The organism is Pseudomonas sp. KH_021, assembly GCF_057838865.1.
The window spans coordinates 2,038,165-2,050,294 of record NZ_CM174477.1; the positions used below are offsets into that span (position 1 = coordinate 2,038,165).

The window sequence follows — 12,130 nt, forward strand, 5'->3', positions numbered from 1 at the left end:
TAACCCTACATTTCTATAGTGCAGGCCCGAACCTTCTGTCTCGAAGGTTCGGGCGTGCCTGGAAAACAATAACAACAGGACATTCCAGCATGACTTCTGTTCGCTGCTGCATTTTCGATTCTGCTTGTACATTCTTGGCTTCGAGCCGTTGCGCGGGAGGTCGGCCATGAGCCCGATGCTGCTGATGGCAACCGCTGGCGTGGGCATCGCGCTGCTGTTGTTCCTGGTCCTCAAATACAAGTTCCAACCCTTCGTCGCGCTGATGCTGGTCAGCATCCTGGTGGCGCTGGTGGCCGGGGTAAAACCGGCCGACCTGGTCGCCACCATCGAAGGCGGCATGGGCAAGACCCTGGGCCATATCGCGATCATCATCGCCCTGGGCGCCATGATCGGGCGCATCATCGAGCTGTCGGGCGGTGCCGAGGCGCTGGCCAAGACCCTGATCGAACGCTTTGGCAACCGGCGCACACCGCTGGCACTGACCATCGCCGGCTTCATCATCGGTGTGCCGGTGTTCTTTGAAGTGGGCGTGATTATCCTGATGCCGCTGGCCTATGGCGTGGCACGTCGGGCGCGCAAGCCACTGCTGATGTTCGCGCTGCCGATGTGCGCCGCGCTGCTCACCGTGCATGCCTTCTTGCCGCCGCATCCGGGCGCCGTGGCTGCTGCCAGCCAATTGGGCGCGGACCTGGGCCGAGTGTTGATGTTCGGCCTGCCGATGACCGCCTTCCTGTGCTACGTCGGCTATCGCGTGTCGGGGATCATGACCCGTCGTTTCTACCCGATGACCGATGACATCCGCGCCGAAGTCTATGGCCCGCACGTCACCAACGAAGACCTGGCCGCCTGGACCACCGGTGAAAACGGCAGCAGCAGCCCTCGGGCCGTCGAAGCCGCTTCGCACATGGGCCTTGAAGAGTCGACCAGCGCCATCGTAGCCAAGCTGCCACCGGCACCGCCACCGGGCTTTGGTCTGATCGTCAGCCTGATCCTGTTGCCGATCATCCTGATTCTGCTGGGCACCTTGGCGACCTCGCTGCTGCCGCCGGAATCGACCGTGCGTGGCGTCATGACCGTATTGGGTGCACCGCTGGTGGCGCTGCTGATTGACACCCTGGTGTGTGCCTGGCTGTTGGGTTCGCGTCGGGGCTGGAGCCGCTCCCAGGTGTCCGATGTGCTCGGTTCGGCCTTGCCGGGCGTGGCCATGGTGATCCTGATTGCCGGTGCCGGCGGTGTGTTCGGTAAAGTGCTGGTCGACACCGGCATCGGTGCCGTGGTCTCGGACCTGCTGCGTACCACCGGTCTGCCGGTGCTGGCGCTGGGCTTCCTGTTGACCATGCTGTTGCGTGCGGTACAGGGTTCGACCACCGTGGCGCTGGTGACCACCGCGGGCATCATCAGCCCGCTGATCGTCACCTTGAACCTGACCCCCAACCACATGGCCCTGCTGTGCCTGGCCATGGGCGGTGGCGGGTTGGCGATGTCGCACATCAACGATGCCGGCTACTGGATCTTCACCAAGCTCGCCGGTTTGAACGTGGCCGACGGCCTGCGGACCTGGACCGTGATCACCACCTTGTTGGGCACCCTGGGCTTCTGCATTACCTTGCTGATCTGGCCATTTGTCTGACGCTTTTTTCCAAGGAGCTACCATGCCTCGTTTTGCTGCCAACCTCAGCATGCTGTACCCCCAGCATGACTTCCTGGACCGTTTTGCCGCCGCGGCGGCTGACGGCTTCGAAGCAGTGGAATACCTGTTTCCGTACGACTACAGCGCCGAACAGCTCAAGCAGCGCTTGAGCGACAACGGCCTGGTCCAGGCGCTGTTCAATGCGCCGCCCGGTGACTGGGCGGCGGGAGAGCGGGGCATTGTCAGTTTGCCGGGCCGCGAAGCGGAGTTTCGCAGCGGCTTTGAGCGTGCGCTGGAATACGCCGCAGTGCTGGGCAACTCGCGCGTTCATGTGATGGCCGGCTTGCTGCCCTCGGAAAGCGACCGCCAGCGCCACCACGGCGTGTACCTGGAAAACCTGGCCCATGCCGCGGCGCAAGCGGCTAAGGTCGGTGTGACCGTGCTGCTCGAGCCGATCAACACCCGCGACATGCCAGGCTTCTTCCTCAACCGCCAGGACCAGGCCCAGGCGATTTGCAAGGAAGTCGGCGCCAGCAACCTGAAGGTGCAGTTCGACTGCTACCACTGCCAGATTGTCGAGGGCGACATTGCCACCAAACTGCGCCGGGACTTCGACGGCATCGGGCATATCCAGATCGCTGGCGTGCCGGAACGCCACGAGCCCGACCTGGGCGAGCTGAACTACCCGTACTTGTTCGCGCTAATGGATAAGCTGGGGTATGACGGTTGGGTGGGTTGCGAGTATCGGCCCAAGGGCGATACCTCGGTGGGCCTGCAGTGGCTTCGAGACTGGAAAGCGCTCTGATCCGGCTACACGCGCCGCGGTTTGCCTGATGCACCGTGGTGCGGCTATCGCCGCCAAGGCTGGCTCCTACACGATCGGTAGGAGCCGGCTTTAGCCGCGATGAATGCGCCGCGGTTTGCCTGATGCACCGCGGTGTGGCTATCGCCGCCAAGGCTGGCTCCTACACGATCGGTAGGAGCCGGCTTTAGCCGCGATGAATGCGCCGCGGTTTGCCTGATGCACCGCGGTGTGGCTATCGCCGCCAAGGCTGGCTCCTACACGATCGGTAATTACATGGACTCGCCCCAACCGAGGCGTCTATGCGCCACGGTGGCATCTATAAAGAAGCCAACGACAGCGAGGGCGAGCCCATGAAAAAGCATACGACCAACAATCACTCTTTGTCTTCAGCCGACCTAGCAACCTGTTCGACCGTCTCGGTAGATCTTGCCAAGAGGGTCTTCCAGGTGGCCGGGGAAAACGCCCTGGGCCAAGTGGTGTACGAGGACCGAATCAAATCGCGCGAAGCCTTCCAGGCGTTTCTTCGCCAACTGCCCATGAGCGTCATGGTGCTGATGGAAACAGGCCCAGGCGCTCAGGCATGGGCGCGGTTGCTGCAGGCCCAAGGCAACCCGGTGCGGATCCTGCCTGCGCAGCATGTGGCCGATCATCGCAGCGGGCCGAAGAATGATCGCAACGATGCACATGCGATCTTGCGGGCGGGTCGAGATAGTCGGATTGTCTCAGTGCCGGTCAAAAGTGCCGCGGCGCTGGCCATGCAGGCACTGCATCGCGCCCGCCAGGGCTATGTGCGGCGGCGCACGGCCATGGGTAATCAGATGCGTGGCTTGCTGCTCGAGCATGGCGTGGCCTTGGCGCAAGGTGAGGCGGCGATCAGCCGGGTGGTGCCGCGGATACTCGAGGATGCCACCCAGCCGCTGCCGGATCTGCTGCGCGAGCTGATTGCTGAGCTGCTCGGCGAATGGAGCCAGTTGGGCGAGCGCGTCAGCGTATTGACCGGCCGGCTGGAAACGGCTGCACAGCAGGATGAGACGGCAAAAAGGTTGATGACGGTGCGTGGCATCGGTCCGATCATCGCCACCGCGCTGCTGGCCAAGCAGGTCGAGCCTGAGCGCTTCGCCAACGCACGCCAGTTTGCCGCCTACTTTGGTTTGGTGCCCACTCAGCACAGCAGCGGACAGAAAATCCGGCTGGGCAAGATGAGCAAGCAGGGCGACGCCTACCTACGCAGCCTGGCGATCCAGGGCGCGCATGCGGTCTTGAGACAGGTGCGGCCTGATTCGGAACAACCCGATGACCGGCGCTTGCTGCGCTGGCTGTGTCGCTTGGGTCGCAAGGAAACGGCCGTCCGATTGGCCAACCGTACCCTACGCATCGTCTGGGTATTACTGAAAACCGAGCAGACCTATCGTCGCCACATGGGCAATGTCCAGGAGGCGACGATGAGTCACTGATCCACAGAGTTCTGCCACCGGGGCGTTAAAGCGCTCCAACCCTTGCTAAAGAACATTGACCCCAGGTCAGACCGTCGCGGATTGATGCCTGTGCTCCTACTGGCCCTTGAGGCCTTAACGTAATTGGCATACCGCGAGCTTATTGAATGTTGGCCAGAAGCCGATCAGGCTTCCTCGAGTAGGCCTTATACATAGATGCAGCCGGGTAGCAGTGTTCAAAAGCGGGTTGATAGTGGGGGCGAGTCCATACATAGGAGCCGGCTTTAGCCGCGATGAATGCGCCGCGGTTTGTCTGATGCACCGCGGTGTGGCTATCGCCGCCAAGGCTGGCTCCTACACGATCGGTAGGAGCCGGCTTGTAGCCGCGATGAATGCGCCGTGGTTTGCCTGATGCACTGCGGTGTGGCCATCGCGGCTAAAGCCGGCTCCTACCTGGCCGCCAGCATCAATTCCACGCCCTGCTTGCGAACCCCATCGGCGGCCGCAATGGCCAGCTCATCATCGCTGATGATGACGTCGAACTGCTCAAGCCCGGCGATCTTGTACATGCTGAACGTCCCATACTTGGAACTGCTGGCTACCAGCACAACCTGGGAGGCGGACTGCATGGCGACCTGCTTGACCTCCACCTTTAATGCCGACGGTGTGGTGATGCCGCGCAACAGGTCCCAGGAACTGGTGGACATGAAGGCGATGTCAGTAACGATCTGGCGCAGGGTCGCCACGGCCAGGCCGCCGATGCAAGAATGGTTGTCATGGTCCAATTGCCCGCCGGTGTGAATGACCGTCACATGGGTGGCCTCCATCAGTGCCTGGGCGACACCAAAATCGTTGGTCACCACCGTCATCCCGGTCATCGCCTTGATATACGGCACGATCTCCAGGGTGCTGGTACCGGCATCCAGGTACACCGTCATGTCATTGCGTAAGAGGCTCGCGGCAAGCTTGGCCATGGCCTGCTTTTGCGGCAGCTCCACCACAGCCTTGAGTTGGTGGCTGGGCTCGCTGTGCAACTGGCTGGCGATTCGCACGCCGCCGGTGACCGAATAGGCCCGGCCTTCCTGTTCAAGCAGCGCGATATCGCGGCGCACGGTCATGTGCGAGCAGTCGAACATCTCCATCAATTGATGGACACTCAGCACCTGGTGCTTGCGCAACTGTCGCAGGATTTGTTCGCGACGTTGCTCGGGAATCATCGGTGCAGCGCCTTCGGCGATGTCCTTTGGGCTTGGCAATTCGGGCTCCAGCATTCGGTCAAGAAAACCGGAGCAGCATAGCAGTTGTCAGGGCTGGACCATAAGCGGCAAACGTCAGGCCAGGCAGGGATAAGGGTAGGAGCCAGCCTTGGCTGCGATGAACGCACCGCGGTGCATCAGGCAAACCGCGGTGCGTTCATCGCAGCCAAGGCTGGCTCCTACAATGCCAGTCAGTTAAACGGAGCGTTACAACGCCAGTGCAGCGTGCGTACCGCTACGCAAGGCTCCCTCGATATAACCCATCTCGCCACAGTCGCCGATCCGGCTAATCGGTACATCGCAGCCACTCAAGGCATCGGCCAGTCGGCTGTCCGGTCCTGCGCCAATGGCGAGCACCACCGAGTCGGCCGCCAGTTGCTGTACCGGCCCATCGCCCTGGCGATAGCTGACGGTCTTGGTGCCGATGCTGTCGATTGCCGCCAAGGTCACCATCGCGACCTGATGCTGCTCCAGGTTATCCAGCACTCGCCAGCGCCGCACGATCGACAACTCGCGGCCCAAATGAGACCCCGGTTCCAGCACCGTCACTTCACGGCCGCGTTCGACCAGGAACTCTGCCAGCTCCAGCCCCACCAGTCCTCCGCCGATAATCACCACGCGCTTGCCCAGTGGCATCCACAGTTTGGACAGGGTTTTCAAGGCATCGGCACTGTCGGTGACACCGCTCAGGCTGCCGGCCTTCATCATCGTGCGCTGGGTCAGCGAGAGTTTGGCGCGGGCGATTTCGTCCGCGCGATCACCGGTCATCAAGCGTCGCAGCTCATCGCCGCTCCACACGTGCTTCTGATCGGCGCCGGGGATGTCCGGGGCGTCGCGTCGAGCACCGTTGCCGACCAATACCTGGTCGACGCCCAGCTCGCGGAGCAGTGCCGGGGTGGCTTCGGTGTTCAGCCGCACTTCGATCGGCAGGGCCTTGACCTGATGCACCAGGTTGTCCAGCAGCGCGCCGTTTTCCGGGTAGGCGAGGGCAGCAAAAAACAGCGTACCGCCCAGGCGGTTGCTGCGCTCGATCAAGGTCACGCGATGACCGCGCAAGGCTGCCACTCGCGCCGCTTCCATGCCAGCCGGGCCGCCGCCGACCACGGCAATATGACGCGAAACGGCCGCAGGGCTGATCACCGTTTCGAACTCATGACCGGTGAACGGGTTGACCGCGCACTTGACCCGTTTGTTGATGAAGATCTGACTGACACAGGCATAGCAGTAGATGCATGGGCGGATCGCCTTGGGATCGCCGCGCATCAGCTTGTTCGGCAGTTCAGGATCAGCCAGCAGTTTGCGCGCCATGGCGACAAAGTCGCATTGGCCGCCGGCGATGGCGCGTTCGGCCACTTCCGGCTCCAGCCGTCCGACACTGATGACCGGCACATCCACCACTTGGCGAATCGCCGCGGCCCAGTCCAGAAAGCCCGCAGGTTTCTGCACCAGCGGCGCTTCGGTGAAGGCCACGCCGGTGGTGACCGCCGCATAAGCCGATACCGACACCGCCTGGGCACCGGCCGCCGCAGCCATGCGCGCAACGGCCTTGGCGTCGTCCAGGGTGATGCCGCCGTCATGGCGCAATTCGTAAGCGTCCAGGCGCAGCCAAAGGCCGAAGTCCGGCCCGACTCGGCGACGGGTTTCGTGAAGCACTTCCATCAACAGGCGTGCGCGGTTTTCCAGGCAGCCGCCGTACTCGTCATCGCGCTTGTTGTAATAGGGGGAGAGAAAGCCTGCGACGATATAGCTGTGCGCGGCATGGATCTCCACGCCATCGAAGCCTGCGCGCTGGGCACGCTCGGCAGCGGCGGCGAACCACTCGACCATCTGCGCGATGTCGGCCTTGTCCATCACCCTAATCGGCGGGCGTCCGGCCAGGCCCTTGGCCGAGCTGATAAAGCTGCCCAGCTCCTCGGGGGTGAGCGAGTCCATCATGTTCGTCTTGGTCGCCGGGGGCATCGACGGCACCCACAGCTCGCGCCCTTCGGCCAGGTCGCGCACGGCGGTCTTGCCGGCGTGCTGCAACTGAATGGCGACCTTGGCACCGTGGCGGTGGACGCGGTCGGTCAGGGCCTTGAGACCGGGTATAAAACGGTCATCGGAGATACCGACCTGATAGGGCTCGGCGGTACCGGCCGGAAACGCAATCGAGGCGACGCCCATGATCAAAAGGCCGGCGCCGCCGGCGGCGCGAGCTTCATAGTAAGCCTGGATACGCTCGCCGCAGGTGCCGTCGGTTTCAGCAAAGTTGGAGCCCATCGGCGCCATGATGATGCGGTTGCGCAGTTCCATCGAGCCGATACGGCCCGGGCTGAGCAGGTGAGGGTAGTGACTCATCGCAGTCATCCTGAGCAGTTAGGCGTCTTGAAGGAAGTCCAGGCACTGACGGTTGAACAGTACCTGATGTTCGACCTGCACCCAGTGGCCACAACGGTTGACCATCGTGAAGCGCGCATGGGGCGCGTTTTCAAGAAACTTGAACATGCCGGCGGGCGGGTTGAAGCGGTCTTCGTTGCCCCAGAAACCGAGGATCGGGCACTTGATCTCGTGCAGGCGCTCGGTCATGTTCGGCACCATCATGGTCGAGAACAGGTTGGCCGGCTGCGTCGCTGCCACAGCTACACGCTCGGCCAACAGCGCATCGGTCAACATGCTGTCGTCAAACAGTTGCATGCTCATCACATTACGCATCTGCTCGATGCCCATCGGCCCTTGGCTATACACGTTGACCATGTTGATGATGCCCGGCATCTGGAAGTAAGTCTCGCGGTCTTCCACACCGCCAGGCGCCATCATGATCAGTTTTTCCACGCGCTCCGGGTGAGCCAGTGCCAGACCCAGGGCGATGGCGCCACCCAGCGAGTTGCCGAGCAGGGTGCAGCGCTCGACATCGATGGCATCCATCAGCGCTTTCAGGTGGCCGACGAAGAAGTCCAGGTTGTAGTGGGCGTCGGCGGGCTTGTCCGAGCGGCCAAAGCCAGGCAGGTCGACGATGATGTTGCGGTAACCGGCTTTCTGGAACACCGGGTAGTTACCCTTGAAGTTGCTGAAACCGCTGGCACCTGGCCCGCTGCCGTGCAGCCAGATCACCACTGGGCCTTCGCCGATGTCCAGGTAGTGCATGCGCATGCCACCGGGTAGTTGCGCGTAGTTGCCGGTTGGCAGGGGCAGGTCTTTTTCGATGGAGCTCATGGGTGGTCCTCTTCAGGAAATCAGGCAGTCACAGCTTCTGGGAGCTTTGAGGGGGGGCGTTGCTGTTGCAGGATTTGCCCGCGATACCGGGGGATGGCCAGCAACAGGCACAGACAGGTGATCAGCAGCAGGCCCATGGAGCTGGCCAGCGAGTAACGCAGGGCTTCGATACCGATCCGGGCACTGTAGAAATCGCTGAGCAGGCCGGTTACCAGCGGGCCGAAACCCACGCCCAGCAAGGTAATGCCCATGAAAAACAGGGCCGTGGCCTGGGCCAGTCGAGTGGCCGGGAACAGGTGAGACATGGCGCTGAAGCAGGGCACTGACCACCAGGCACCGAAGAAGGCAAACCCGAGATAGAAGAGGAAGGCGGTTGGAACCGGCACGCTGCCCAGGGTGAAGGCGATGCCAGCCGGCCACATGAAATACAGCACGCCGAAAGGGATACTCAGCAGAGTGCCCAGCAGTGCCGTGCCCATCTGCCAACCCGGATCGCGTGCCGAGAGTTTGTCGGTGAGCACACCGCACAACAGCGTACCTACCCCTGAAATCAACCCGCCACCCAGACCGATCAAAATGCCCGCATGCTGGATGCTCAGGCCATGGGAACGAATCAGGAAGCTAGGGTTCCAGGTGCCGATGGCGTAGCCCGCAATCGCTGCGCTGCTGCCAGCGACGATGATCAGGCCGTAACTTGGGGTTTTCAGCAAGCTGCGCAAGGTGGGCAGCCAACCGTCACTGGCTTGGGTTGTCTGGGGTCGTACATGCTGGGGCACGCGCACCGTCCACGCCAGAATCAAGCCCAGCAACACACCGGGCGCGCCGACCAGAATGAACGCCATGCGCCAGCCGTAATGCTCGGCGATCCAGCCGCCAGCACCCAGGCCGACCACCGCACCGATGGCCGGGCCCATCAACAGCACCGACAAGGCGCGAGCCCGCAAGTGCTTGGGATAAAGGTCGGAGATCAACGCCACCGAAGGCGCCGAGCCACCGGCTTCACCGATGGCGACGCCGATGCGAAACAACAGCAGCAGACCGAAACTGGCGGCCAGGCCGCACAGCATGGTCATCACGCTCCAGGCAATACAGGCCAGCGCGATCACAGGTTTACGCCCGATGCGGTCGGCCAGGCGCCCAAGTGGCAATCCAAAGCAGGTGTAGAACAAGGCGAAGGCCACGCCCGAGAGCAAGCCGATCATGGTGTCGGATACACCGAATTCGGTCTTGATCGGCTCGATCAGGATCGAGACCAGCAGCCGGTCGATGTAGTTGAAGATGTAGATCAGGGCGATGATGGCTAACGCATAGTGCGTGCGCCAAGTGACGGTGGGTGAGGCGCTCACGGTGAGGCTCCTGGTCTTGTTGTATTCATTGGATGGTGAGCGGGCAGGGGGGGACTGGGCATCGTCCATTCAGACCACCCAGCGCCTGTAGCCGCTGCCGATAGGCTGCGATCGACCGCAAAGCGGGCGCAGGATGTTGAAATCCACACTGGCGCCCCTGACGGGCCGCATCGCAGCCTGTCGGCAGCGGCTACAGCGCCGAACCGCGTGTGCGAGCAATTGCAGCGCCGCGAAGACTTTAGTCTCAATGGACGATGTTCCTAGATTGCGCCGTCGCAATGATGGCGGCCAACGCAATCGGACAAGGAACCGCTATGAAGCTGTCAGACAAGATCGCCCTGGTGACGGGTGCCGGGCAAGGTATGGGGCGTGCCATCGTCCGCCATTTCGTCGAGCAAGGTGCCACGGTCTATGCCGCCGACATCAACACCCAGGCGCTGGAACAAACCTGCGAAGGCCTGGGCGACAGTGCCCGCCCGCTGATCTGTAACGTGGCTGAAGAAGCTTCGGTCCAGGCTGCCATGGCGCATATCGAAAAAGAAGCCGGTCGCCTGGACATCCTCGTCAACAATGCCGGCATCGGCTCGGTGGATACCTTCCTGGAAACACCCCTGGAGAACTGGCAGCGGGTGATCAACGTCAACCTGACTGGCGTGTTCTTGTGCGCCCGCGAAGCTGGCCGACTGATGAGCTCGCGCAAGTCGGGCGCCATCGTCAACCTGTCCAGCACCGCCGCCATGACCGGCGAAGGGCCGTGCCATTACGTGGCTTCCAAGGCCGGTGTGATGGGCCTGACCCGCACTATGGCGCGCGACCTGGCGCCCCATGGTATTCGCGTCAACACCCTGGTGCCCGGCCCTACCGACACGCCAATGATGCAGGGCATTCCCGATGAGTGGATGGAAGCCATGGTCAAGGCCATCCCCCTGGGCCGCCTGTGCCGCCCGGAAGAAATCGCCCAAGTCGCCGCCTTTTTGGCCAGCGACGAAGCCAGCTTCGTGACCGGCCAGAACGTGGCCGTCAACGGCGGCATGGCCTTTATCTGAGGAACCTCACATGACAACAAGAATGCAAGACAAAGTGGTGTTCATCAGCGGCGGTGGCTCGGGCATCGGTGCTGCCACGGCCCTGCGCATGGCACAAGAGGGCGCCCAGGTGGTCATCTGCGGTCGTCGCGTCGAACCGCTGCTGGCGTTGGTCGAAGAGATCCGCGCTGCCGGTTTCAAGGCCGACCTGCGCGTGGCCGATGTCAGCGATGAGCAGGGCTTTACCGCTGCCATCGAATCGGTTGCCGAGCAATACGGGCGCCTGGACGTACTGGTCAACAACGCCATGGCCTACACCTGGGGCGCTATCGACACCATGTCGACCGCCGACTGGCACGCCAACTTTACCACCACTGTCGACGGCACCTTCTGGGGCACCCGCGCGGCCATGCGTCTGATGAAGGAAAACGGTGGCGGCTCGATCGTCAACCTCGCCTCCATCTGCGGGCTGTTCGGCATGCCGTGGATGGCGGGCTATTCGGCAGCCAAGGCGGCGGTCATCAACTTCAGCCGCGCGGTCGCTTCTGAAGGCGCAGCCAGCAATATCCGCTGCAACGTCGTGATCCCTGGGATCGTTCAAACCCCGGCCACCGCGGGCATGCTGGACGATGACGCTACCCGCGAAAAAACCGAGCGGTTGATCCCCATGCGCCGCGTCGGGCAAGCCACGGAGCTGGCCAACGCCGTGCTCTTTCTGGCCAGCGATGAAGCCTCGTACATCACCGGCGCAAGCCTGGCGGTGGACGGTGGTCGCGGCTCCGAACTGTACACGGTGCTGGAGTGAACGCGACCATGGAACAGCAACTGCTTGAGCGCCTGGATCGCCTCGAATCCACCGAAGCCATCCGCCAACTGGTGGGCAAATATTCGCTGTCGCTGGACATGCGCGACCTCGATGCCCACGTCAATTTGTTCGCCGCCGACATTCGCGTAGGCCGCGAAAAAATCGGCCGTGCCCACCTCAAGGCCTGGGTCGACGACACCCTGCGTTATCAGTTCACCGGCACCTCGCACCACGTCGGCCAACACATCATCGAGTTCACCGACCCTGACCACGCCATTGGCGTGGTGTATTCGAAGAACGAGCATGAGGCCGGCAACGAGTGGGTGATCATGCAGATGCTCTACTGGGACGACTACGAGCGCGTGGACGGCCAGTGGTACTTCCGCCGTCGCCTGCCTTGCTACTGGTACGCCACCGACCTGAACAAACCACCGATCGGTGACATGAAGATGCGTTGGCCGGGCCGCGAGCCCTACCACGGCACCTTCCACGAACTGTTCCCGTCCTGGAAATCCTTCTGGAACCAAAGCCCCGCGGACGATGGCCTGCCTCAGGTTGCCGCACCTGCGCCGCTGGATGGGTTTTTGCGCGGCATCCGTCGCGATACCCCAGCGCCACGCATTCGCGTGCGTTAAGGA

Annotated in this window: 10 protein-coding genes; 6 read left to right on the forward strand and 4 right to left on the reverse strand. The window is 62.6% G+C overall.

The features are described from left to right. Window positions 1-166 precede the first annotated feature (166 nt). The 3 genes from AC3IX4_RS09565 (at window position 167) to AC3IX4_RS09575 (ending at window position 3,889) form a co-directional block, all read left to right on the forward strand. A complete protein-coding gene (locus AC3IX4_RS09565; RefSeq protein WP_489260300.1) occupies window positions 167-1,630 on the forward strand; it encodes a GntT/GntP/DsdX family permease in 1,464 nt (487 codons plus the stop codon). A gap of 22 nt (window positions 1,631-1,652) precedes the next feature. Further along, window positions 1,653-2,435, forward strand: coding sequence for a 2-oxo-tetronate isomerase (otnI, locus tag AC3IX4_RS09570; protein ID WP_489260301.1), 783 nt, complete (start codon window positions 1,653-1,655; stop codon window positions 2,433-2,435). A gap of 350 nt (window positions 2,436-2,785) precedes the next feature. Then, the gene (locus tag AC3IX4_RS09575; protein ID WP_489261185.1) at window positions 2,786-3,889 is read left to right on the forward strand and encodes an IS110 family RNA-guided transposase; all 1,104 of its coding nucleotides are present in this window, start codon (window positions 2,786-2,788) and stop codon (window positions 3,887-3,889) included. A 428-nt stretch (window positions 3,890-4,317) separates the two neighbouring features. Here the strand turns inward: AC3IX4_RS09575 and AC3IX4_RS09580 are convergent, their stop codons facing one another. From AC3IX4_RS09580 to AC3IX4_RS09595, 4 genes are all read right to left on the reverse strand, one after another. Continuing rightward, window positions 4,318-5,124: a DeoR/GlpR family DNA-binding transcription regulator gene (locus tag AC3IX4_RS09580; RefSeq protein WP_489260302.1), complete on the reverse strand. Its 807-nt coding sequence runs from the start codon at window positions 5,122-5,124 to the stop codon at window positions 4,318-4,320. Window positions 5,125-5,331: 207 nt separating this feature from the next. Then, window positions 5,332-7,461 (reverse strand): oxidoreductase, encoded by a 2,130-nt coding sequence (locus AC3IX4_RS09585; protein WP_489260303.1) that lies wholly within the window; start codon window positions 7,459-7,461, stop codon window positions 5,332-5,334. Between the two features lie 18 nt (window positions 7,462-7,479). Further along, window positions 7,480-8,316, reverse strand: coding sequence for an alpha/beta fold hydrolase (locus AC3IX4_RS09590; RefSeq protein WP_489260304.1), 837 nt, complete (start codon window positions 8,314-8,316; stop codon window positions 7,480-7,482). A 20-nt stretch (window positions 8,317-8,336) separates the two neighbouring features. Beyond that, window positions 8,337-9,662: a spinster family MFS transporter gene (locus tag AC3IX4_RS09595; RefSeq protein WP_489260305.1), complete on the reverse strand. Its 1,326-nt coding sequence runs from the start codon at window positions 9,660-9,662 to the stop codon at window positions 8,337-8,339. Window positions 9,663-9,976: 314 nt separating this feature from the next. Here AC3IX4_RS09595 and AC3IX4_RS09600 point away from each other — a divergent pair, with 314 nt between their 5' ends. Genes AC3IX4_RS09600 through AC3IX4_RS09610 form a run of 3 tightly spaced genes read left to right on the forward strand, consistent with a single transcriptional unit; the run spans window position 9,977 to window position 12,127 of the window. Next, entirely contained in the window at window positions 9,977-10,708 is a 732-nt protein-coding gene (locus tag AC3IX4_RS09600; protein ID WP_489260306.1) for an SDR family NAD(P)-dependent oxidoreductase, read from the forward strand. Window positions 10,709-10,718: 10 nt separating this feature from the next. Beyond that, window positions 10,719-11,492, forward strand: a complete 774-nt coding sequence (locus AC3IX4_RS09605; protein WP_489260307.1) for an SDR family NAD(P)-dependent oxidoreductase — start codon at window positions 10,719-10,721, stop codon at window positions 11,490-11,492. Between the two features lie 8 nt (window positions 11,493-11,500). Then, on the forward strand, window positions 11,501-12,127 hold the full coding sequence (locus AC3IX4_RS09610; protein ID WP_489260308.1) for a nuclear transport factor 2 family protein: 627 nt from the start codon (window positions 11,501-11,503) through the stop codon (window positions 12,125-12,127). Window positions 12,128-12,130 lie beyond the last annotated feature (3 nt).